The following is a 23,223-nucleotide window of genomic DNA, read 5'->3' as shown; positions in this document are numbered from 1 at the left end:
CCGACCCCTCAGGCGATCTTCTGGACCGTGCCGTCCAGGGCCATCAGCAGCAGTTCGACCTCAAGATCGGGGTGCTTTTCCCGGATCTTCGCACCGAGCCTGCCAAGCACCTCGCCGTGCACGGCGGTCTCCTTGGGGGGATCGTCCTTCAGATCCTGGCCGAGGAAAACCTTGTAGGCGCCGCAATCGCGGTGATCCAACACGATCACCTTCTTGACGTGGTGCAGTGCCTTGGCGACCTCGACGTGCTTCCAGAAGGTCTCGCCCCAGGCCGGCTCCTTGTCGGTGATGGCGCCCAGGCTGGCGCCGGCCAGCACCACGTGGTCGTAATTGTTGGTCATGCCGCGGCCGTCCATGTAGCGAACGATGTCGTCCACCAGCCGGTAGTCCATGCAAGACAGCAGCAGCGCCTCGACGTTGCCGGCGGCGGCTGCGTGGCGCAACGGCGTGGCGCTGAGCAACATGGCGCCGCCGCCCAACGCGGCGAGCTTCAGGAACGAGCGACGATCACCGGTGGTTGGGCGGCGGCAAGAGCAACCGTGTTCATCATTGTGCATGGCGTCTTCGCGGATAGCGGTTATGGAACCGCCACGATACGCCAGCACCCTCCGTGAGCATTAATACTTTCGCGCGTTCCGCAGTGATGTCACGCCGCGTGGTACCGCCCGCCGGTCACCGGGGCCGGCACGCCGGTCGTCGTCGGCAGGCTGAGCGGCAGGCCGAGGCGGGAACGCACCGCCAAGTACGCAAACGCCTGCGCCTCCAGCGCGTCGCCGTCCCAGCCAACGCTCTCCACCGGTTCGACCGGGGCGCGCAGGCGGTCGGCCAGCATCTCCATCAGCGTCGCGTTGTGCCGCCCGCCACCGGTCACCAGCCAGCGCAAGGGCGGTGCCGGCAGGTGCGGCAGCACGCGCTCCACCGAAAAGGCGGTGAAGGCGGTCAGCGTCGCCGCCCCGTCCTCGGGCGACAGGTCGCGCACCGGGGCGGGGTTGAAGGCGTCGCGGTCCAGCGACTTGGGCGCCGGGCGGTCGAAATAGGGGTTGTCCAGCAATTCGGTCAGCTCCAGCGCGTGCACCCGGCCTGTGCGGGCAAGGCGGCCGCCCTCGTCATAGCGCGCCCCGGTCTTCGCCAGCACCCAGTCGTCCACCAGCGCGTTGGCCGGGCCGGTGTCGCAGGCGATCACGTCCGCTTCACCGGAGCCGATCCAGGTGACGTTGCCGACGCCGCCGAGGTTCAGCACCGCCAGCGGCTTCGGCAGGCCAGACGCCAGTGCCCGGTGGTACAGCGGCGCCAGGGGAGCACCCTGCCCGCCCGACGCCACGTCGGCGGTGCGGAAATCGTCCACCACGGCGATGCCCGTGCGTTGCGCCAGCAGCGCGCCGTTGCCGATCTGCCAGGTCCGGCGCTCCTCGGGGGCGTGCAGGATGGTGTGGCCGTGGAAGCCGATCAGGTCCACCGCGGCGGCCGGCACCCCGGCCTCGGCCAGGAGGCGCAGCACCGCGGCGGCGTGCGCCTCGGTCAGGTCGTGCTCGACGTCGGCCACGTCGCCCTTGCCACCCAGGCAAGCGCGCAGCCGGTCACGGAAAGCGTCGTCGTAGGGGGTCGAGAGGAAGGCCAGCGGCTCCACCCGGTTCACGCCGTCGGTGCGCACCAGCGCGGCGTCGATGCCGTCCATGGACGTGCCGCTCATCAGGCCGATGACCGTGTGCATGCAACCTCTCCCTGCAAGGACCGGGGGAGCATAGTCCCTGCCGCCGGAATTGTCCGCACCGGCGTTCCGTGCTAACAGACGCGGCCCTCCCCTCTGTCAGACGAAGACCGGCCATGACCACGCTGAAATCGGATTTCCTGCGCACCTTGCAGGAGCGCGGCTTCATCCACCAGTGCACCGACATGGAGGCCCTGGACAACAAGGCCGTGGCCGGGCCGGTCGTCGCCTACATCGGCTTCGACTGCACGGCCGACAGCCTGCACGTCGGCAGCCTGTTGCCGATCATGATGCTGCGCTGGCTCCAGCGCACCGGGCACAAGCCGATCGTGCTGATGGGTGGCGGCACCACCAAGATCGGCGACCCCTCGGGCAAGGACGAGAGCCGCCAGCTCCTCACCGAGGAGATCATCGGCCGCAACATGGACGGCATCAAACAGGTCTTCGCCAAGTACCTGACGTTCGGCGACGGTCCCACCGATGCGGTGATGGTGAACAACGCCGACTGGCTGGACAAGCTTCACTACATCCCGTTCCTCCGCGACATCGGCCGGCACTTCACCATCAACCGGATGCTGAGCTTCGAGTCCGTCAAGGTGCGCCTGGAGCGCGAGCAGCCGCTGACGTTCCTGGAATTCAACTACATGATCCTCCAGGCCTACGACTTCATGGAGCTGTCGCGGCGGCTCGGCTGCGTGTTGCAGATGGGCGGCTCCGACCAGTGGGGCAACATCGTCAACGGCGTCGAGCTGACCCGCCGGGTGGATGGCAAGGAGGTGTTCGGCCTGACCACGCCGCTCTTGACCACCGCGTCGGGCGCCAAAATGGGCAAGACGGCGGCGGGGGCGGTGTGGCTCAACGCCGACAAGTTCAGCGCCTACGAGTTCTGGCAGTACTGGCGCAACACCGAGGACGCCGACGTCGGCCGCTTCCTGCGTCTGTTCACCGAACTGCCGCTGGACGAGGTGGCGCGGCTCGAATCGCTGGAGGGTGCCGGCATCAACGAGGCCAAGAAGGTTCTGGCGACCGAGGTGACCGCGCTGGCGCATGGCCGCGCCGCCGCCGAGGAGGCCGCCGAGACCGCGCGCCGCACCTTCGAGCAGGGCGCCGCGGCCGAGGGCCTGCCGACCATCGAGGTGCCGCGCGCCGAGCTTGAGGCCGGTCTGCCGCTGCTCGACCTGTTCGTCACCGCCGGCCTGACGGCGTCGAAGGGCGAGACCAAGCGCAAGATCAAGGAAGCGGCGCTCAAGATCAACGACGCCACGGTAACCGACGAGGCCGCCAAGGCGACCGCGGCGGATCTCAACGCCGAGGGCGCGATCAAGCTGTCGTTCGGCAGGAAGAAGCACGCGCTGGTTCGCGCGGTGTGAATGCCTGAAGACCCTCCTCCGGCAGAGCCGGGGGAGGGATTGGATGCTTGCTCAATTCCTGTGCTGGTAATCCGGCGGCGTGGCTTGGCCATCGGTCTTCCCGTCCGTCATTCCCCGCCCCATGAAGAACAGGTTGCGCAGGAAGCCGGGGGCCAGCACGGCCAGCGGGTTGACCGACACGTTCGGGTCGGCGAACGGCCCCTGCACGTGCCACGTCGCGGCGAAGATGCCCTGCCCCGCCCCGCCGCTCAGCGCGTCGCCCAGCAGCGGGATCTGGCCGATGATACGGTTGATACCGTAGACCGGCACGATGGTGCCGCGCAGGTTCGCCGTGTCGGTCGCGATGTCCACCTCGCCCTCCGCCGTCAGGCCGAGCGCGCTGCCCGACGTGCGCAGCTCCTTCAGTGTCAGCAGCCGGCCTTCCTTGCGGAAATTGCCGGTCAGCCGGCCGAAATGGATGCCCGGACCGCCGCCCAGCAGTTCGGCGAAGCCGCTGGGTGAGATGGCGTTGAGGATGCGCGCCAGCGTCGGCGCGTTGACGAGGGTGTAGTCCAGCATCTCGACCTGGCCCTCGATGACCGCGTCCGGCCGCGGCTCGGTCGTCAAGCCGGTGATGTTCAGCTGGCCGCCCTGGACGCGGTCGGTGACGTCGAGCATGCGCAGCACCGTCCCGGCGTCTTCGCCGACGATGGCGAGTTGGTGGCGCTTGCCCGGCTGCGGCCCGTAGGTGACCGTCAGCGCGCCCTTCTCGCCGGCCTTCGCCTTGATGTCCAGCTTGCTCCACGCCGTGCCGTCGTTGCGCATGTCGGCGACCACCTGGGTGAGCTGGCGCCCCTCGCCGAACACCACGCGGCCCAGCTTGGCGTTAACCGCCAGCGGCGTGCGCTTGGGCTCCGCCGCATCGGAGCTGCCGCGGGTCTTTTTGAGGAACGCCTCGACGTCCAGGCTGTCGCCGGTGAGCGTCACCGCATAGCCGCCGTCGCGCGGCACCAGCTCGCCGCGGGCACGGGTGTTGCCGACCGACAGGTCGCCGACCAGGATGCGCGCCAGCGAGGTCGTCGCCGGCACCAGCTCGACGGTGCCGGCCGCCTTGAGGCCGCCGCCTTCAACCGTGATGCCGGTCACCTTGGCGACCTTGTCCTTCTGGAACTCCAGCGCGAAACGGCCGGTGGCGGCGGTGCCCGGCGGCTTGCTCCAGCCCAGCTCGGGGATGGCCAGCGTCGTCTTGGCCAAGTCCAGCGTGCCGCTGAGGCCGAGGCGCTTGCGCTGGTCCACGGTGAACAGGATGTCGGTGCCCACCGGCCCACCGGCGTAGCCGGCGGGGTTGGGGATGAAGCGGGCGAAGTCGGCGGCGTTCGGCGTCGCTTTCAGCGCGATCCGCGTTCGCGGGCCCTTGGCGTCGGAAACGAAGTTCTCCCGCCAGTCCACGCTGGCCGGAACGCCGTCCAGTTTGGCGGTGCCCTTCACCGCCATGCCCTTGACGTCCAGATTGAGGTCGAGGGTGCCATCGGTGGCGTCCAGCCCGGCCGCCACCTTCTCGATGCCGACACCGGTCAGCTTGGCGCCGACGCCCACCTCGATCTGATCGACCTTCAGGTCGACCAGCAGCGGGAAGTGCAGGCGCAGCCTGGCGTCGGCCATGCCGGTGGTGCGCCGCGGGTCCATGTCGAGACGCTTCGGGTACTCCAGCGGCGGGTTGTTCAGCACGGTCAGGATGGTGCGCACCGGCCCCTGGATCGGGAGGTCGATGTCGATCTTCTCCTTCCCGCCAAGGTCGTGGATGACGATGGTGCCGTCGCCCATCTTGGCATCCTCGACCCGGCCGCCCTGGGTGTGGATCGTCATGGTTCTGCCGGTATCGACCGTGGCGCGCACGCGGCTGACGCCGGTTACCGGCGGCAGCGGCCGGAAATATTCGACGTCCATGTCCGTCCCCTCCATCGCCACATCGACGAGGGTCGGCGTGAAGGCGTCGGGGTTATCGCGCGGCGCCGTCCCGGCAACGGTCGCCCGCGCCTCGTGGACGATGCCCTTCGTCAGATTGCTGCTCACCCAATTGCGGGCGTTGGGCGACATCTTGAGCGGCCAGAAGAGGTGCAGATCGCTAAGCGACACCCCGCGCGCCGTCGCCTCGGCGTTCAGGGTCAGGTCGTCGCCGCGCAGCCCGGCCTGAGCCGTCGCCTGAATCGTCGGCCCGCCGAGATCGACGGACAGCGCCTCCACCGCCAGCCGGTCGGCGTCGCGGTCGCCGGAGGCCCGCAACGCCACCGACGCCAGGGCCAGCGGCGCCTCGAACATGCCCGGCACATCGACGGTGCCGGCCCCGGCGGAGAGATCCACCCGGCCGCTGCGCGGGCGGAAATGGCGGTCCAGATCCACCTCCACCGAGCCGGCGATGGGCAGCGTCACCGCGGCGAACGGCGCCAGATCGGGCGCCAGCCCGGCCAGCGCCGCCGGCTCCAGGCCCTTGACGTCGGCCACCACGCGCGGCCCGCCATGGCCCGGCGTGGCGGTGGCGTGCAGCGCCGCGGTGCGCCCGCCGGCCGTCAGCGTCAGCTTCGCCTCACCGATGGGGCCGTCCGGCTCGTCCATCAGCGTGCCGTTGCCGCTCACCTGCGCCTCGGCCAGTGCCAGCGCGAGGTCGTCGAGGGTCAGGCGCCTGGCGCTCAGGTCCAGCTCGCCGCGGACATGGGCCGAGCGCACGGCGTAGGGCTCCGGCCGCACCGGCAGGCGCAGGCTGCCGACGCCGGCATTGAGGTCGAAGCGGACCCGCGACGGGCGGAAGTCAGGGTCGAGCACCGCCGCCAGCGAGCCGCCCACGGGCACCTCGGCGTCGCGCAACGGCTCCAGCACCGGCGCCACCTGCGCGAGGCTGGCGAGGTCCAGGCCGTCCACCCGCACCAGGGCGCTCGTCGTGCCGTCCTGTGTCCGGTAGGCGCCGGTGGCCTCCACCGCCGTGGGCCGGCCGCCGAGGTCCAGCGTCAGGCGCGCGCGGCCTTCGATGCCCTCGGCACCCCGGTGCAACGCGATGTCGGCGCGGGAGGCGTGCCACGCGAGGCCGAATTGCCGGTTGTCCACGCGCAGGTCGGCACCGACGACGGTGAGCCGCCGCAGCAGGCCGAGCGGGCGCTTGCGGTCCGGTGCCCGGCGCAGCGTGTCGAGGACGCCGCTGGCCACCTCGGAGCCGGACTCAGGCTCCGGCGCCACCTCGGCGTCGCGGATGTCGAAGCCGAGGTGGCCATCCTTGTGGCGGATCACCCTGAGCTGCGGGCGGATGAGGTCGAGCCGGGTCGGCGCCAGCCGGCCGAGCAGCAGTTCGCGCAGCGACAGGCCGATGCCCATCTCCGGCACCGCGGCGATGGGGGCGCCCTCGGCGCTGGAGGCGCGCACCTGCTGGGCGCGCAGGTCGAGGATGCTGCTGCCCGTCTCGGTCTCGTTGGTCCAGCTCAACACCAGCGAGCCGATGGAGACCGTCACGCGGCCATCGTCGCCGGCGAGTGCCTGTTCGATGTACGGCGTCAGCGGGTCGAGCGCGACCGGCCCCTGCCCCAGCCGCCAGACCAGCGCGCCGCCCGCGGCAAGCACCGCCGCGACGGCGAGGCTCACCGTCCAACTGAGGATTTTTGCCGTGCGGCGGATCATAAGCCCCTCTCCCGCCCCGGGAGAGGGTGGCCGGCGGCAGCCGGCCGGGTGAGGGTGCCGGCAAGGATCCTTGGATTTGCCCTCACCCTCCCGCTCTGCGAGCGGGCCCCTCCCTCTCCCGTCCCGGGAGAGGGGTAATCACCGTTGACCAAGGCTGCCGAGATGCGCAGTCTGCCAATCTGCACAATCCGTGAGCAAGCCCCCGCCATGCCCGTCGCGTTCTCCGCCCCGCTGCCGAAGCCCTTCGACCCCGCGCAGGCCCAGTTGGGCCGCGAGCGCTGGCGGGAGGAGGCGGCCCGCGGAGGGCCGGAACTGTCCGCCTGGGCCGAGGCGTTCGCCGCCGATCCACAGGGCGGGGCGCTGATCGACGCGGTGTGCGGCAACAGCCCGTACCTCGGCCAGTCGCTGACCCGCGAGCTGCCCTTCGTCCGAAGCGCCGTCGAGGAGGGCTTCGACGCCAGCTTTACCGCGCTGATGGCCAACCTGACGCGCGACTTCGCGGCCGAGCGCGACATGGACCGGCTGATGACCGGGCTGCGCATCGCCAAGCGCCGCGCCGCGCTGCTGATCGGCTTGGCCGACATCACGCAGGCGTGGACGCTGGAACAGGTGACGGGGGCGCTCAGCGACACCGCCGAGACAGCGCTCAGGCTCGCGGCCAACCATCTGCTGCGCAAGGCGGCGGAGGCTGGCACGCTGACGCTGCCCGATCCGGAGCGTCCGTGGGTTGGGTCTGGCCTGATCGTTCTGGGCATGGGGAAACTGGGCGCGCGCGAGCTCAACTATTCCAGCGATATAGACTTGATCGTGCTGTACGACGACGCCGTCGTGAAGACGGCCCAGCCGGACAACCTCGCCCGGACCTTCATCCGACTGGCGCGCGATCTGGTGCGCATTATGGATGAACGGACCAAGGACGGCTACGTATTCCGCACCGATCTGCGCCTGCGTCCCGACCCCGGCGCCACGCCGCTGGCGGTCTCCGTCACCGCGGCCGAAATTTACTACGGCAGCGTCGGCCAGAACTGGGAACGCGCCGCCATGATCAAGGCCCGCCCGGTGGCCGGCGACGCGGACGCGGGCGCCGCGTTCGTGCGGTTCCTGGAGCCGTTCGTCTGGCGCCGCCACTTGGACTTCGCGGCGATCCAGGACATCCACTCGATCAAGCGGCAGATCAACGCCCACAAGGGCCACCGCGAGGTGACCGTCAACGGCCACGACATCAAGGTCGGCCGCGGCGGCATCCGCGAGATCGAGTTCTTCGCGCAGACCCAGCAGCTGATTTTCGGCGGGCGCGACACCCGCGTGCGGCCCTCCCCCACCATCAAGGCGATCCAGGCGCTGTGCGACGTCGGCCGGGTGCCGCAGTCCACCGTGGACGAGCTGGCGGTGGCCTACCGCTTCCTGCGCCAGGTCGAGCACCGCATCCAGATGACCGAGGACCGGCAGACCCATCAGGTGCCGGCCGACGACCACGGGGTGGCCCACCTCGCCGCGTTCCTCGGCTACGACGACGCCGATGCCTTCCGCAGCACCCTGCTGGCCCAGCTCGGCCACGTGGAGGACCGCTACGCCGAGCTGTTCGAGGAGGCGCCGTCGCTGTCCTCCGGTGCCGGCGGCAATCTGGTCTTCACTGGCACCGACGACGACCCCGGCACCGTGAAGACACTGACGGAAATGGGCTACGAGGACCCCAGCCGGGTCATCGCCGTGGTGGCGGCGTGGCACCGCGGGCGCTACCGCGCCACCCGCTCCGGCCGGGCACGCGAACTGCTGACCGAACTGGTGCCGGGCCTGCTCCAGGCGCTCGCCAGGACGCCGCAGCCGGACGGCGCGCTGATGAACTTCGACGGCTTCCTGGGCAAGCTGCCGGCCGGCGTCGGCCTGTTCTCGCTGTTCTATTCCAACCCGGCGCTGCTCGGGCTGGTGGCGGAGATCATGGGCAACGCCCCGCACATGGCCGAGGTGCTGTCGCGCAACCCCTCGCTGCTGGACGCCGTGCTGTCGCCCGACTTCTTCGACCCGCTGCCGGGCCGCGACGTTCTGGCGCCGGAGTACGCCCGCGTCATCGCGGGCGCGCGCGACTTCGAGGATTCCCTGGTGCTGGCGCGGCGCTGGACCAACGACCAGCGCTTCCGCGCCGGGGTGCACATGCTGCGCAACATCACCGACGGCGACCGCTGCGGACCGTTCCTGGCCGATCTCGCCGACATCGTGGTGCCCGACATCGCCGCGCGCGTCGAGGAGGAGTTCGCCCGGCGCCACGGCACGGTGCCGGGGTCGGACTGGGTGATCGTCGCCATGGGCAAGCTGGGCAGCCGGCAGCTCACGCTCACCTCGGACATCGACCTGATCGTCATGTACGACGCGGCCGGCGCTGTGACGATGTCCGATGGCGCCAAGCCGCTGGCGGCGGGCGAGTACTACATCAAGCTGACGCAGCGCCTGACCAACGCCATCACCGCCCCGATGGGCGACGGGCGCCTCTACGAGGTCGACATGCGCCTGCGCCCGAGCGGCAACGCCGGGCCGCTGGCGACCTCGCTGGACAGCTTCGTCAAGTACCAGCAGCAGGACGCCTGGACCTGGGAGCACATGGCCCTGACCCGCGCCCGCGTGCTGGGCGAACGCACCCCGTTCGCCGAACGGGTCGGGGCGGCGATCCGCGCCGCGCTGGTGCGGCCGCGCGACCCGGACAAGCTGCTGTGGGACGTCGCCGACATGCGCCGCCGGATCGACAAGGAGTTCGGCACCGACAACCCGTGGAACGTCAAGTACGCCCGCGGCGGCCTGATCGACATCGAGTTCGTGGCGCAGTACCTCCAGCTCCGCCACGCCGCGGCGCACCCGGAGGTGCTGAGCATCGGCACCGCCGAGGCGCTGGAGAACACCGCGCGCGCCGGCCTGCTGGAGCCCGCCGTGGCGAAGGAGCTGGTGGACGCGCTGACGCTGTGGCGGCGGGTGCAGGGGTTCCTGCGGTTGACGACGGACGGCGTGGTCGATCCGCAGCAGGTGTCGGAGACACTGTTCGCCGGTCTGGCGCGAACCGCTTTCCCCAACGCCGAGCCGCCGGTTGACTTCCCGGCGCTGGACGCCAGAATCCGTGCCGTCGCCGCGCGGGCTCACGCCCACTTCCGCACCCTGGTGGAGGAGCCGGCGGCGACCCTCCCCCCGCCCGCCCAGAACGAGGAAGCGAAGATCCCATGAGCGTCGATGCCGGAACCCCCGCCCCCGACTTCACCATGCCGACCGACGGCGGCGGCAGCGTCACGCTGTCGGCGCTGCGCGGCAAGCCGGTGGTGCTGTACTTCTACCCGAAGGACGACACCTCGGGCTGCACGGCGCAGGCCTGCGGCTTCCGCGACCAGCTGCCGGACTTCCAGGGCGTGGACGCCACGGTGATCGGCGTGTCCAAGGACGGCGTCGCCAGCCACGACAAGTTCAAGGCCAAGTACGCCCTGCCCTTCACGCTGGCCTCCGACAAGGAGACCGGCGTGGCCGAAGCCTACGGCGTGTGGGTCGAGAAGAGCATGTACGGCCGCAAGTACATGGGGCTGGAGCGCTCCACCTTCCTGATCGACAAGGACGGCGTGGTGCAGAAAGTCTGGCGCAAGGTCAAGGTGCCCGGTCACGTCCAGCAGGTGCTTGAGGCGGTCAAGGCGCTGTAAGGCTCGCTCCACCGACAGGACATCGCCCTTCTGCGCGGAGGCGGCCCGCGGAGTCCCCGCCGGGATATTCCTCCGGCAGGAAGGACTAAGTCCGACGCACGCTTAGCGGGCCGACTATGATTTTTGTAAAGTCGGCTCGAAACACTTGCGGCTCACCCTTGCGTAACGGCGAGGAGCCATCCATGAACGTCGCCAACATTGCCCGGCGGCTCGCCGCCGGAGAGTTTCATTATGCGCTCGGCCGTTTCGGAACCGTGCGCCGTGGCTACAGCCTGATGCGAGGGCTGAGCCGCCGGGACGAGCCACCGTTGCCTCCGGCGTCTCCGCCCACGCTGTTCCCGAAAATCGACGCGAGCGAAGCGGCCAGGACCGTGCAGCGCGACTCCGTGGCCTTCGGCTTCGACCTGCCGGCGCCGCTGGTCGAGGAGCTGAACGCCTTCGCCCGCGCCGCCGCGCTCTACGACCGCGGCCTGCCGCGCCCCTTTCACCACGACGAGGTCACCGATGGGCGGCTGAGCGACGGCACCCCGGTCGTCCTCGGCCTGATCCCGGAACCCAGGCAGTGCGCCGGCGTGCGCCGCATCTGCGGCGACCCGGTGCTGCTGGAGGCGATCACCGACTGCCTCGGCTACCGGCCGACGAAGCTGATCCCGCGCCTGTTCTGGAGCTTCGCCACGGCGATGGACGAGGACGAGCGGCGCCGCCGCGGCCAAACCATCGACTGGCACTTCGACGTGCACGACTTCAACTTCTGCTCGGCCTGCTTCTACCTGAGCGACGTGACCGAGCGGACCGGGGCGCACGCGCTGGTGCGCGGCTCGCACCACAGCAAGCCGCTGCGCTTCCTGGTGGGCTCGGCCAACGTGCCGCAGGACGAGGTCTTCGCCCATTTCGGCGCCGAGCGCGCCATGATCATCGAAGGCCCGGCCGGTACCGGCTTCATCGAGGACACCTCCTGCTTCCACCGCGCCATGCCGCCGATGGAGGGCGAACGCCTGATGATGCAGATCTGGTTCAGTTAGAGCGAATGCCTGTCCGAGATGAAACGCCGTGTTGCATTGGGGCTTCGGCGGCGGTCCATGGGTTTTGTTGAACATCAAGGACTTGGCCGAGCCTTGCGGCGGCGGATGAAACGCTGTGAAACGCTATGAAACGCGATCCCGGTGAGTGTTGCATCCGTTCGGCGGTGTCGGATGAGACGTTGTGAGACGCATTTTTGCCAGGCGTCTCATCCGCTCGGCAGCGTGCGGACACGCCTCGCCAACGAAGACTTTTATCCTATGCCAAACTGCTGGCGAGAGCAAGCGCACCGTTCGAATCCGCACGCAACCCGCCGTTGGGGTGTGGCTTACCCGTGCCGCAGGATCTCGGTCGCCAGCGTCTGCATCTCCGCCGCCGCCTGGGTCCGGCGGGCGGCCTCGGTCACCGACAGCCCGGTCAGCAGCGTGCCCGCGTAGGCCGTGCGGTTGCCGATCTGCGCCTCGGCCAGATCGATGTCGGGGCGGTCGATGAGGTCGCGCACCTTGCCGATCAGCTCGTCCGCCAGACGGGTGCGCGGCGGCACGCGGTTGAGCACCAGGAACAGCCGGCGCTTCTCCTGGCGGGCGAGGTCGATGGTCGGCTGCACCGCCCACAGATCCATCGGGCTGGGCTGCACCGGGGCGATCACCAGACTGGCGGCGCGGACGGCGATGCGCGCCTCGGTCTGGGCGTGCGGCGGGCTGTCGATGACCACCACGTCGTGGTCGCGGGCCAGCCGCTCCACCTCCGCCTGGGTGCGCCAGCCGGTGATCTGCGAGTGGGTGAAGCCGGGCTCGCCGCCGGTGGCCTCGTTGCGCACCTCGAACCAGTGCGTCAGGCTGCCCTGCGGGTCGATGTCGACGGTGGCGACGCGGTAGCCGAGCTGCATCCAGGCGATGGCCAGATGGGCCACCAGCGTGGTCTTGCCGGCCCCGCCCTTCTGCTGCGCCACGGTGAAGACCTTGCCCGCCATGCCCGCACCCATCATTTGTTCTGAATTGCGCGTATTCCTCATAACCCCCAGGACGACTCCGCGCAACCGCACGCTTTGACTTCCCCGCCAGACCCGCTTAAAACGCCGAGCCGTGACCCAAAAACGCCCCGAAGTCCTTCCCCCCAAGGCCCCCGCGCTGGCCCGCGCCGGCGAGCTGCTGCGCGCCGGTGAGCTGGTCGCCTTCCCGACCGAGACGGTGTACGGCCTGGGCGGCGACGCCACCAACGACCGCGCGGTGGCGGCGATCTTCGCCGCCAAGGGCCGGCCGCACTTCAACCCGCTGATCGTCCATGTGCCGGACGCCGCCGCCGCCGAACAGTGCGCCGTCTTCGACGACCGCGCCCAGGCGCTGGCCGAGCAGTTCTGGCCGGGGCCGCTGACCCTGGTGCTGCCGCGCCGGCCGGAGGCCGGGCTGTCGCTGCTGGTGTCGGCCGGGCTCGACACGGTGGCGGTGCGCGCACCCAACCACCCCGTGGGGCAAGCGCTGCTGAGGGCCGCCGGCCGGCCCATCGCCGCCCCCAGCGCCAACCGTTCCGGCGCCGTCAGCCCGACCACGCCGATGCACGTGGTCGAGAGCCTGGGCGAGCGCATCGCCGCGGTGCTGGCCGGCGGGCGCTGCCCGGTCGGGCTGGAGTCGACGGTGCTCGACCTCTCGACGGAAACCCCGGTGCTGCTGCGCCCCGGCGCCGTGCTGCGCGAGGAGATCGAGCGGCTGATCGGCGCGATCGAGGTGTCCACCGGCAACCCGGACGCGCCGAAATCGCCCGGCCAGTTGGAGAGCCACTACGCCCCCGCCGCCGCGGTGCGCCTGGACGCGCAGGGCGCGGCCGACGACGAGGCGCTGCTGAGCTTCGGCCCCGACCGCTTCGTGCGCGGCGGCATCGAGAAGCTGAACCTGTCGCTGGACGGCGACCTCAACGAGGCGGCGGCCAACCTCTTCCACCATTTGCGGGCGCTGGACAAACCTGGCGTGCGCGGCATCGCCGTGATGCCGATCCCCGACGAGGGGTTGGGCGTCGCCATCAACGACCGCCTGCGCCGGGCGGCAGCGCCGCGAGGATAATCGCACCGCCGGCACCACCGTTCTTCCCATTACGGTAGCCAGTCGATACCATCCAGTTTCGCCAAGCCTGAACGTTGCCGTCCGCCTTTACCCCCGATGCTGCCGAACACCATCGACCATTCCCTGCCGGAAGGGACCCAGGAAACGCCCACGCTGTCGGGGAGCGAGCTGCTGCACGCCACGGCGGCCCACAAGGCGTTTCTGGAGGGGCGGCCGAACGGCCGGCTGTTTGCCTTCAAGGGCGTGTCGCTGACCGCCCGCGATCTCAGCAACCTGACGCTGCCGCGCGCCATTCTGGTCGGCGCCGATCTCAGCGCGGCGCGGATGGGCGGCATCGTCCTCGACTTGGCCGACCTGTTCGGCTCCAACATGGCCGGCGCCGACCTGAGGCGTGCCAGCCTGCGCCGCGCCGACCTGCGCGGGGCCAACCTGATGGGCGCCAAGCTGACGGATGCCGTGCTGCGCGGCGCCGACCTGCGCCCCGGCCAACTTGTCTTCTGGCTGGGCGCCGAGCGCCGGACCCGCGACCGGCCGGTGTCGCTCGCCGGTGCCGACCTGTCGAACGCCGATTTCGAAGGCGCCGACCTGTCCCAGGTCAATCTGTCCGGCGCCAACCTCCGCTGCGGCAACTTCCGCGAAGCCAAGCTGTTCAGCGCCAACCTCGCGGGCGCCGACGTCTCCGGCGCGGACTTCACCGACGCCAAGCTGAAGGGCGCCATCCTCGACAACGCCCAGGTGGCGCAGGCGGTGTTCCGCCATGCCGACCTCCGCGACGCCGAGATGCGCAACGTCCCGCTGTCCGACGCCGACTTCCAGGGGGCGCAGCTCGACGGCGCCATCACCCGCAGCCGCGGCAACCGCCTGCCCGAGCGCATCGAGGCGATGCTTGGCCGGCACGTGCTGTGGATCAACAGCAACGGGGCGGACGGCGACCGCCTGATGCTCGACGGCGAAGCGCTGGAGGGGCTGAGCTTCGAGGCCTGCGATCTGCGCGGCGCGGTCTTGAGGAATTGCGAGCTGGCGAAGGCCAGCTTTCGGCAAAGCGTGCTGCCGCTGGCCGACCTGTCCGGCTCGCGGATGCGCGGCGCCGATCTGGATCGTGCCAACATGCCGGGGGCGAACCTGTCGTCCGCCGACCTGACCGACGCGCGCTGCACGGCGGTGAACCTCGGGCCGATGGATTTGCTGGACGCCGCGGGACGGACGACCGGACGCCGCTGGCCGGCCGATTTGCGCGGCGCGACGCTGACCGGCGCGGACTTCCGCAGCGCCGACCTGCGCGAGGCCCGGCTGCAAGGCGCCGACCGGACGGACTGCAACCTGACCGGCGCCCTTCTCGACGGGGCGCTGCTCGATTAGCGCTCGTTCTGGAAAACCCGGGCGGGAGACGCTAGTTTGCGGCTTCCGCACATCGATCCAGCCCGGACGCAGACCATGACCGCCCTTCTCGACCGCATCCGTTCCATCGTCGGCCCCAACGGCCTGATCACCGAACCGGCGGACATGGCGCCGTACCTCGCCGAGTGGCGCGGACGCTTCAAGGGCAACAGCCCGGCGGTGGTGCGCCCGGCGAACACCGAGGAAGTGGCCGCCGTGGTCAAGGCGTGCGCCGAGGCGGGGCAGCCCATCGTGCCGCAGGGCGGCAACACCTCGCTCGTCGGCGGCTCCATCCCCTACGAGGCGGGGCAGGAGATCGTGCTGAGCCTGTCGCGGATGAACCGCATCCGTGACCTCGACCCGCTGAACTACACCATGACCGCCGAGGCCGGCGTCGTGCTGAAGACCGCGCAGGAGGCCGCCAAGGACCAGGACCGCCTGCTGCCCATGAGCCTGGGCGCGGAAGGCACCTGCCAGATCGGCGGCCTGATCTCCACCAACGCCGGCGGCATGAACGTGCTGCGCTATGGCAACATGCGCGACCTCGTGCTGGGGCTGGAGGTGGTGCTGCCGGACGGACTGATATGGAACGGCCTGCGCCGGCTGCGCAAGAACAACACCGGCTATGACCTCAAGCACCTGTTCATCGGCGGCGAGGGCACGCTGGGCATCATCACCGCGGCGGTGGTGAAGCTCTACCCGCGCCCGCGGCAGGTCGAGACGGCCTTCATCGCCGTGCCAGATCCGGCCTCGGCCATCGCGCTGCTGGCGCGGCTGCGCGGGGCGTCCGGCGACGCGGTGGCGGCGTTCGAGCTGATGTCGCGGCGCTGCCTGGAGTTCGCGATGAAGCACGTCGCCGGCACCGTGGACCCGCTGTCGGAGCCGTCGCCCTGGTACGTGCTGACCGAGCTGACCGCCGGCACCCAGAGCGACGCCTTCCGCGAGAACTTCGAAGCGGCGCTGGGCGAGGCGTTCGAGGAGGGCCACGCGACGGACGCGGTGCTGGCGTCGAGCGAAAGCCAGGCCAACCAGCTGTGGTTCATCCGCGAGGCCATCGTCGAGGCGCAGAAGTTCGAGGGCGGCTCGATCAAGAACGACGTGTCGATCCCGGTGAGCCGCGTCGCCGAGTTCCTGGAGCGCGCCACCGCGGCGGTCGAGGCGGCCTGTGCGGGGATTCGGACGACGCCGTTCGGCCATGTCGGCGACGGCAACATCCACTTCAACCTCAGCCAGCCGGAGGGCGCCGACACCGCGGCCTACATGGACCGCTGGGAGGAGATCACCCACGTGGTGAACGAGATCGTGCTGGATCTGGACGGCTCGATCTCGGCCGAGCACGGGGTCGGGCGCTTCAAGAAGGACGACATGCCGCACATCAAGAGCCCGGTGGAACTGGACCTGATGCGCGCGGTCAAGGCGGCGCTCGATCCGCAGGGGATCATGAATCCGGGGAAGCTGCTGCCCTGAACGCCGGTTCCGCCAACCGGCGCGCGTGGTCGCGCAGGTCGGCGGGCCACGGTCCGGTGAGGTCCCGGAAACGCGCGCCGTCGCCGGCATAGAGGGCGCGCGACGCGTCCTCCCACCCCGGCTGGTTGCCCAGCATCGCCATCATGAAGCGGTCCGCCGCCGATTGCGCCTGACGCGCACGGCCGGCGGCCGAACCTTGGGCGCGCGCTGCGTCGATCAGCCGGCGGATCGCCGCCGAGGCGCCCTCAGGCTGATCGGCCAGCCATTCCCAATGGCGCGGCAAAAGCGTTACCTCCCGCGCGACGACACCGAGCTTTGGCCGGCCGCGTGGCCGTGCCGCCTCACCTGCCGACTCCGGGGGGCGCAGACGTGCCGCCACCTCATCGTCGCTCCCACTCAGGTCGAAATCGATCTGGCGGCCGGTGCGGTCGTCGAAGATCAGGATGGACGGGCCGCCGGCCAGGATGGCCCGCTTGGCGGCGAGCGCCACCTCCCACGGCACGCCAGACGCCAGCCGGGTCTCCCCCAGGAAAGCGGTGCAGGATGGTTCTTCGGTCATGATGGCCTCTCGCTGGAGTGTCACTCCGCTTTATACCCGGATAAAATCATTGAACACAATATCGTCCGGGTATAATTCTCCCACCCCACACGCGACGACCCAAGGGGAGTGGTTATGAAAGGTGACGACAGGAAGGCGGCTCTGGCCGCCTACAAGGAGCGGGCGGTGTCCGCCGGCATCTACGCGGTGCGGTGTGCGGCGGCCGATGCGGTTTGGGTCGGCGCGGCGCCGGATTTGAGCACGATCCAGAACCGCCTGTGGTTTCAACTGCGGCTCAAGGGTTGCCCCTGCCGCGCCCTGCAGGCCGCCTGGGACGCGCATGGCGCGGACGGCGTCACCTTCGAAGTGCTGGAGCGGCTGGAGGACGAAGAGATCGCCTACGCCCGTACCGCCGCGCTCAAGGCCCGAGCCGCGCACTGGGGCGAAGCGCTGAACGCGCCGGTGATTTGACGTGCCGGTGATTTGACCCGTTCAGGCCGCCCGCATGCTTGCCAAGCCCAGCCCCACCCCCGTCTCCGGGGTCTGGTCGGAGCGCACGGGCTGGTCGCGCATGCGGTGGTGGTCGGACTTGGGCACCGCCTTGCGGCCACCGGGGCGCATCGTGTTGGTGTCCGCCTCGTCCGGGGTCTCCAGGGCGTTCAGCGCCAGGATCTGGTACATCGACAGCGGGTTGGTGCCGAGGCCGCGCGACGAGAAGCTCGGCATCTGCGTGGTGAAGCCGTCGGGCATGTCCTGCCGGCGCACGCGGTCGGTCGCCGCCGTGGCGGGCGCCCCGCCGATCTCGTTGAACTTCGCGGAGAACCGGTCGTAGATCTCCTTCAGCGTCTTGCCGCGGCCGGTCTCCTTGTCGATGAACACCGCCTTGTTGGCGGCGGCGGCCTCGGGGAACAGGTCCTTGGCCTGACGGTTCGGGCTCTCCTGCATCGCGTTGAGGAACTTGGTCGCCCCGCCGGCGCCCAGGAAGTGCGCCATGTACAGCTCGGTCGAGCCGATCTTGCCGCCCTTGACGTTCTCTTCCAGGTAATCCTGGTTGTCCTTGGTGAACTCCGCCGCCATCAGCGCCGAGGTGTTCGGGTCCTTGCGCAGGTCGAGGATCTTGTTCCGCATCTCCGGGTCGGCCACGTAGGGGCGGCCGTCCGGGCGGGTCTGGATGGCGTCGGCGTACTTGCCCAGGCCATGGTCGCCGCCGTGCTCCTTCAGCGTGGTCAGCCACGTGGAGTCGAGGAACTGGTAAAGCCCGGTGGCGCTGGAGGAGGAGGACTTCACGTCCGTGCGGAACCCGCTCTCCACGGAAGCTTTTTCCATCAGGTAGGCAAAATTGACCCCGGTCTTGGCGCTGGCGTTGCGCACCGCGGCTTCCACATCGGCGGGCCCACGCGTCGTCTTGACGTTCTGGGCGGCCGTTTGGGCGGTGTTGGCGAGAGCGGATGCGAAGGTCATGGCGGCAATCCCTGCTGGGGTTCGCCACTAGCTTTGCAATGGGTGTGCCAGAGCCACGGTGAGCGGCGCGCCGCTGAAGGACGCCAGCAGCGTGCGGGTGGCGTCGGCGTGGCTTGACTTGGCCGGATGCTCGACCAGCGCCGCGGCGGTCACCTCTTCGATGCGCCGGCCGCTGAGGACGAATTGCGCCACGGCGGCCTGGAGCGGCGCCATGCCGGGGTTGAAGGCGGCGTTCTCGGCATAACGGCCCTGGAACACCGCGCCATCGGCGGTGCGCAACGCCACCCCGGCGTGGGCGCCGGTGTAGGGGGCGTAGCTGGCGTTGGCGGCGGCCAGCGCCGCCTGCACCAGCGGGTCGGCGTCGGGGATGACCAGCCCATGGTCCGCCGGCTCCATCAGGCCGCCGGCCACGCCGAGGTCGCGCGGGCCGAAGGCGTCCGGCAGGAGCGCGGCGAGCGGCACGGCGGGCCGGTTGGGCAGGAGGATGCCGGGCGGGTTCGCCAGCTCGTTCAGGAACTGGCGGCAGTACCCGCAGGGCGCGGCGGAGACCGCCAGGGCGGACAGGCCGCGTTCACCGTTCGCCCAGGCGTTGGCGACGGCGGCCTGCTCGGCGTGGACCGAACAGCTCAAGGCCTGGCCGGGGAATTCGATGTTGGCGCCGAGGTACAGCGCGCCCGACAGGCCGAGCGCCACCGCGCCGACCCGGAAACCGGAGATCGGCGGCCGGGCGTACAGCGCGGCCAGCGGCAGCAACGCCGCCGGCCCGGAAAGCCGTTCCGCATCCGCGATGGCTCCGCGGAACTCTCCCGAGGCGATGAGCCCCCGCAGCGCGTCGGCCACATCCGCCGGCAAGCCGGCCAGCGCCGGGTCCAGGGCCGCGGGTGTCGGGTGCATGGCATCGCCTCTTGCGGAATGGTTGTCGGACAGGCGTGCGTTCGCCGCATGCGGCCTTGCGCCTAGGGCGTATCGCCAAGAAGCATACGGCGCGGTATCCTGCCCGGCCAGAACAACCAACAACACACAACCAACGACACACACACCGGTCTCGGGAGGACCGCACGCCCCATGAGCCTCTACACCGCCCCTGTCGCCGATTTCCGCTTCCTGCTCAACGAGGTGGTCGGCTTCGACCGCGTGGCCGCGCTGCCCGCCCACGAGTCCGCCACGCCCGATCTGGTCGACGCCATCCTGGAGGAGGGCGGCAAGTTCGCCGCGGGCGTGCTGGCGCCACTCAACGTCGTGGGCGACCGCGAAAGCTCGGTGCTGGAGAACGGCGTGGTGCGCACGCCCACCGGCTGGAAGGAAGCCTACGCCCAGTTCGTCGAGGCCGGCTGGGGCAGCCTGCCCTTCGAGCCGGAATTCGGCGGCCAGGGCATGCCGTGGACCGTGCAGTTCGCCGCGCAGGAGATGTGGCAGTCGGCCAACCTGTCCTTCGGCCTGTGCCCGCTGCTGACCCAGGGTGCCGTGGATCTGCTGACCGAGCACGGCAGCGCCAAGCAGAAGGCGCTCTATCTGCCCAAGATGGTGACCGGCGAATGGACCGGCAGCATGAACCTGACCGAACCGCAGGCCGGCTCCGACCTCGCCGCGGTGCGGACCAAGGCGGTGCGGGCGGGTGACGGCACGTACCGGATCACCGGGCAGAAGATCTTCATCACCTACGGCGAACACGATGTGGCCGAGAACATCATCCACCTCGTGCTGGCGCGCCTGCCGGACGCGCCGGCCGGGGTGAAGGGCATCTCGCTGTTCATCGTGCCGAAGTTCCTCGTCAAGGAGGACGGCAGCCTGGGCGACCGCAACGACGCCCGCTGCGCCAGCCTGGAGCACAAGCTGGGCATCAAGGCCAGCCCGACCGCGGTGATGGCCTTCGGCGACCACGAGGGCGCCGTCGGCTATGTGGTGGGCGAGGAGAACCGTGGCCTCGAATACATGTTCACCATGATGAACAACGCCCGCCTGGGTGTCGGCATCCAGGGCATCGCGGTGGCCGAGCGCGCCTACCAGCAGGCCCGCGACTACGCCAAGAGCCGCGTGCAGAGCAAGGATCTCGCCGATCCGAAGGGCTCGGCGGTGTCGATCATCCATCACCCGGATGTGCGCCGCATGCTGCTGGAGATGCGCGCCAAGACCGAGGCGGCGCGTGCGCTGGCGCTGTACGCCGGCACGCAGATCGACCTTGCCCGCGGGCACGCCGATGACGAGGTCCGCCGGGGCGCGCAGGCGCGCCTCGATCTGGTAACGCCCATCGTCAAGGCGTGGTCCACCGACATCGGCTGCGAGGTCGCCTCCACCGGCGTGCAGGTGCACGGCGGCATGGGCTTCATCGAGGAGACCGGGGCGGCCCAGCATTACCGCGACGCCCGCATCCTGCCGATCTACGAGGGCACCAACGGCATCCAGGCCAACGATCTCGCCTTCCGCAAGATCGGCCGCGACGGCGGGGCCGCGGCGCAGGCGTTCATGGAGGAGATCCGCGCCACCCTGACCGAGCTGGAGAGCGCGCCCGGCGACGACATGGCGGCGATCCGCGCCAATCTGGCGACGGCGCTGGCGGCGCTCGATCAGGCGACCGGCTGGATGGTGCGCACCCAGCAGGAGGGCAACGCCCGCGCAGCCGCGGCCGGTGCGGCGAACTACCTGCGCCTGTGGGGCACGGTGGCCGGCGGCTGGATGATGGCGAAGGCGGCGGCCAAGGCCATGGAGGGCTTGCGCCAGCCCGGCGGGAACGCGCCGTTCCTGGAGGCCAAGCTGGTCACCGCGCGCTTCTACGCCGAGCAGATCCTGCCCTCCGCGCAGGGCCTGCTGGTGCCGATCCTGACCGCCCAGCGCACCGTCATGGCGCTGAGCGAGGATCAGTTCTAGGCCCTCCGCGCATCGTCCGCCACGCGCACACCGCGACGTACCAGGCGCTCGCCCCCAGCCACACGGCGAAGGGCAGCGCCGGGCGGGCGGGGTGCTCGGCCACCAGCCACGCGGCGGATGCCAGCCACGCCGTGGTGACGAGGACGTTCAGCGGCAGCATTGCCCGCACCCGCAACGGGTGCAGGAACGTCACCTTGGTGAAGGTCAGCACCCCCAGCGCCAGCACCACCGCGGCGTTGATCCACGGGTCGAGGCCGAGCAGCCACAGGCACAACACCACCACGTTCCAGATCGCCGGGAAGCCAACGAAATAGTGATCGGCGCTCTTCATGCCGGTGTTGGCGAAGCAGTACAGCGCGGTCACCAGCATCCACGCCGCCCCCGGCGTTCCGAGGCCGCGCGGCAGCAGGTCGTAGAAGATCACGAAGACCGCCGGCACCAGTACATAGGTGAGGTAGTCGACCACCAGATCGAGCACCGCGCCGTCGATGCCCGGCAGCACCTCGCGGACACGGGCGCGGCGCGCGAAGGTGCCGTCGACGCCATCCACCACCAGCGCCACCCCGAGGAAGGCGAAGCACAACGCCGGCTCCCCCTGCCCGGCCGAGAGCAACGCGCCCAGACCGAGCACCACGCCGCTGGCGGTGAAGCCATGCACCGCCCAGGCGGTGAGTTGGCGCCCGATGCGCTGGACGCCGGACACCCCCTACTCCGCCGCCCGCGTGTGCGCGGCGGTGGGCCAGCCGGCGAAGGCTTCGCTCTCCTCCAGCGCGCGGGGCAGCGGGCCACCGGTCGCCCAGTCCAGCAGTTCCACACTGTGCAGGATCGGGATGCCGGTGCCGGTGGCGATCTGGGTGATGCAGCCGAGATTGCCGGCGGCGATGGCGTCGGGCCCGATGCTCTCGATGTTGCGCACCTTGCGGTCGCGCAGCGCTTCCGACAGCTCGGGCTGGAGCATGTTGTAGGTGCCGGCCGAGCCGCAGCAGATGTGCCCCTCGGGGATCTCGCGCACCTCGAAGCCGGCGGCGCGCAGCAGGGCGCGCGGCGGGTCCTTGATGCGCTGGCCGTGCTGCATGGAGCACGCGGAGTGGTAGGCGATCACTTGGCCGGTGCGGTGCACGGGTTCGCCCAGCCCGATCTCCGTCAGGAACTCGGTGATGTCGCGGGCCAGCGCCGCCACGCGCATGGCGTCGGTCCTGACCGCCGCGTCCTCGGCGAACATATGGCCGTAGTCCTTCACCGTCGTGCCGCAGCCGGACGCGTTGATGATGATGGCGTCGAGTCCCTCCCCGTCGATCTCCTGCGCCCAAGCGGCGATGGTCCTGGCGGCGGTCGCGTGCGACTGGTCGGTCTTGCCCATGTGATGGGTCAGCGCGCCGCAGCAGTCGGCACCCTTGGCGATCACCACCTCAACGCCGCGGCGGGTCAGCAGACGGACGGTCGCCTCGTTGATCTCCGGTGCGAGCACCTGCTGGGCGCAGCCGACCAGCAGCGCGACGCGCTTGCGGCGCGGCCCCTGGGCGGGGTGCACCTGCGGCACGTCCACCGGGCTGGGGCCGGGGACGGACTTGGGGGCGAGGTGCAGCATGGCGCCGAGGCGGCCGGGCACCAGATTGCGGAACGGCCGCGCCACCCAGGCGGCGAGCAGCGCCAGACGGAACAGCCGCGGGTTCGGCAGCACCTTCGCCAGCACGGCGCGCAAGGCGCGGTCGAACGCCGGGCGGGTGTAGGTCTGCTCGATGTGCGTGCGCCCGCGGTCCACGAGGTGCATGTAGTCCACGCCCGAGGGGCAGGTGGTCATGCAGGACAAGCAGGAGAGGCAGCGGTCGATGTGCTTGACCACCTTGGGCGAGGGCGCCCCGCCCTTCTCGAACATGTCCTTCATCTGGTAGATGCGGCCGCGCGGGCTGTCCAGCTCGTCGCCCAGCGTGATGTAGGTCGGGCACGTCGCCGTGCAGAAGCCGCAGTGCACGCACTTGCGCAGGATGCGCTCGGCCTCCTGGATTTCGGTCTGGGCGAGTTGGGCGATGGTGAAGTTGGTCTGCATGAC

Annotated in this window: 18 protein-coding genes; 9 read left to right on the top strand and 9 right to left on the bottom strand. The window is 70.3% G+C overall.

From position 1 onward, the window contains the following. Positions 1–8 precede the first annotated feature (8 nt). Both ACSVDD_RS12225 and ACSVDD_RS12220 read right to left on the bottom strand, forming a co-directional pair. On the bottom strand, positions 9–557 hold the full coding sequence (locus tag ACSVDD_RS12225; protein WP_448189629.1) for a carbonic anhydrase: 549 nt from the start codon (positions 555–557) through the stop codon (positions 9–11). A gap of 89 nt (positions 558–646) precedes the next feature. After that, a complete protein-coding gene (locus tag ACSVDD_RS12220) occupies positions 647–1,711 on the bottom strand; it encodes an anhydro-N-acetylmuramic acid kinase (RefSeq protein WP_448189628.1) in 1,065 nt (354 codons plus the stop codon). A gap of 113 nt (positions 1,712–1,824) precedes the next feature. Here ACSVDD_RS12220 and tyrS point away from each other — a divergent pair, with 113 nt between their 5' ends. Continuing rightward, positions 1,825–3,078: a tyrosine--tRNA ligase gene (gene tyrS / locus ACSVDD_RS12215; protein WP_448189627.1), complete on the top strand. Its 1,254-nt coding sequence runs from the start codon at positions 1,825–1,827 to the stop codon at positions 3,076–3,078. Positions 3,079–3,129: 51 nt separating this feature from the next. On the opposite strand, the gene ACSVDD_RS12210 is transcribed toward tyrS, so the two are convergent. Continuing rightward, a complete protein-coding gene (locus tag ACSVDD_RS12210) occupies positions 3,130–6,720 on the bottom strand; it encodes a YhdP family protein (protein WP_448189626.1) in 3,591 nt (1,196 codons plus the stop codon). A gap of 207 nt (positions 6,721–6,927) precedes the next feature. On the opposite strand from ACSVDD_RS12210, the gene ACSVDD_RS12205 reads away from it, so the two are divergent. The 3 genes from ACSVDD_RS12205 (at position 6,928) to ACSVDD_RS12195 (ending at position 11,410) form a co-directional block, all read left to right on the top strand. Beyond that, on the top strand, positions 6,928–9,927 hold the full coding sequence (locus ACSVDD_RS12205) for a bifunctional [glutamine synthetase] adenylyltransferase/[glutamine synthetase]-adenylyl-L-tyrosine phosphorylase (protein WP_448189625.1): 3,000 nt from the start codon (positions 6,928–6,930) through the stop codon (positions 9,925–9,927). Beyond that, positions 9,924–10,388 carry a thioredoxin-dependent thiol peroxidase gene (gene bcp, locus ACSVDD_RS12200; RefSeq protein ID WP_448189624.1) on the top strand — a complete coding sequence of 155 codons (465 nt, stop codon included), beginning with the start codon at positions 9,924–9,926 and terminating at the stop codon, positions 10,386–10,388. Before ACSVDD_RS12205 ends, bcp begins: the two co-directional genes overlap by 4 nt. Positions 10,389–10,570: 182 nt before the next feature. Continuing rightward, positions 10,571–11,410: a phytanoyl-CoA dioxygenase family protein gene (locus ACSVDD_RS12195; RefSeq protein ID WP_448189623.1), complete on the top strand. Its 840-nt coding sequence runs from the start codon at positions 10,571–10,573 to the stop codon at positions 11,408–11,410. Positions 11,411–11,736: 326 nt separating this feature from the next. Here the strand turns inward: ACSVDD_RS12195 and parA are convergent, their stop codons facing one another. Beyond that, positions 11,737–12,381 (bottom strand): ParA family partition ATPase, encoded by a 645-nt coding sequence (parA, locus tag ACSVDD_RS12190; protein ID WP_448189622.1) that lies wholly within the window; start codon positions 12,379–12,381, stop codon positions 11,737–11,739. Between the two features lie 112 nt (positions 12,382–12,493). Here parA and ACSVDD_RS12185 point away from each other — a divergent pair, with 112 nt between their 5' ends. The 3 genes from ACSVDD_RS12185 (at position 12,494) to ACSVDD_RS12175 (ending at position 16,309) form a co-directional block, all read left to right on the top strand. After that, positions 12,494–13,465, top strand: coding sequence for an L-threonylcarbamoyladenylate synthase (locus ACSVDD_RS12185; RefSeq protein ID WP_448189621.1), 972 nt, complete (start codon positions 12,494–12,496; stop codon positions 13,463–13,465). Positions 13,466–13,561: 96 nt separating this feature from the next. Continuing rightward, positions 13,562–14,824, top strand: coding sequence for a pentapeptide repeat-containing protein (locus ACSVDD_RS12180; protein ID WP_448189620.1), 1,263 nt, complete (start codon positions 13,562–13,564; stop codon positions 14,822–14,824). Between the two features lie 75 nt (positions 14,825–14,899). Next, positions 14,900–16,309, top strand: coding sequence for an FAD-binding oxidoreductase (locus tag ACSVDD_RS12175; protein WP_448189619.1), 1,410 nt, complete (start codon positions 14,900–14,902; stop codon positions 16,307–16,309). On the opposite strand, the gene ACSVDD_RS12170 is transcribed toward ACSVDD_RS12175, so the two are convergent. Further along, positions 16,281–16,868 (bottom strand): DUF2239 family protein, encoded by a 588-nt coding sequence (locus ACSVDD_RS12170; protein ID WP_448189618.1) that lies wholly within the window; start codon positions 16,866–16,868, stop codon positions 16,281–16,283. The two genes, ACSVDD_RS12175 and ACSVDD_RS12170, sit on opposite strands and share 29 nt — an antisense overlap. A gap of 114 nt (positions 16,869–16,982) precedes the next feature. On the opposite strand from ACSVDD_RS12170, the gene ACSVDD_RS12165 reads away from it, so the two are divergent. Beyond that, the gene (locus ACSVDD_RS12165) at positions 16,983–17,318 is read left to right on the top strand and encodes a GIY-YIG nuclease family protein (protein ID WP_448189617.1); all 336 of its coding nucleotides are present in this window, start codon (positions 16,983–16,985) and stop codon (positions 17,316–17,318) included. Between the two features lie 21 nt (positions 17,319–17,339). Here the strand turns inward: ACSVDD_RS12165 and ACSVDD_RS12160 are convergent, their stop codons facing one another. Together ACSVDD_RS12160 and cdd are read right to left on the bottom strand one after the other, a co-directional pair. Continuing rightward, complete coding sequence (locus ACSVDD_RS12160; protein ID WP_448189616.1) at positions 17,340–18,308, bottom strand: lysozyme family protein; 969 nt, start codon at positions 18,306–18,308, stop codon at positions 17,340–17,342. A gap of 27 nt (positions 18,309–18,335) precedes the next feature. After that, positions 18,336–19,202, bottom strand: coding sequence for a cytidine deaminase (cdd, locus tag ACSVDD_RS12155; protein WP_448189615.1), 867 nt, complete (start codon positions 19,200–19,202; stop codon positions 18,336–18,338). A gap of 171 nt (positions 19,203–19,373) precedes the next feature. Between cdd and ACSVDD_RS12150 the strand changes: the two genes are divergently transcribed. Beyond that, positions 19,374–21,173: an acyl-CoA dehydrogenase gene (locus tag ACSVDD_RS12150; RefSeq protein ID WP_448189614.1), complete on the top strand. Its 1,800-nt coding sequence runs from the start codon at positions 19,374–19,376 to the stop codon at positions 21,171–21,173. Here ACSVDD_RS12150 and ACSVDD_RS12145 read toward each other — a convergent pair. Both ACSVDD_RS12145 and glcF read right to left on the bottom strand, forming a co-directional pair. Next, a complete protein-coding gene (locus tag ACSVDD_RS12145) occupies positions 21,145–21,876 on the bottom strand; it encodes a CDP-alcohol phosphatidyltransferase family protein (RefSeq protein WP_448189613.1) in 732 nt (243 codons plus the stop codon). The two genes, ACSVDD_RS12150 and ACSVDD_RS12145, sit on opposite strands and share 29 nt — an antisense overlap. Positions 21,877–21,879: 3 nt before the next feature. Beyond that, complete coding sequence (gene glcF, locus ACSVDD_RS12140) at positions 21,880–23,220, bottom strand: glycolate oxidase subunit GlcF (protein ID WP_448189612.1); 1,341 nt, start codon at positions 23,218–23,220, stop codon at positions 21,880–21,882. Between the last annotated feature and the right edge of the window lie 3 nt (positions 23,221–23,223).

The sequence above is a fragment of the Azospirillum terrae genome (assembly GCF_053470425.1).
This window is presented reverse-complemented; position numbering and strand designations above follow the sequence as displayed.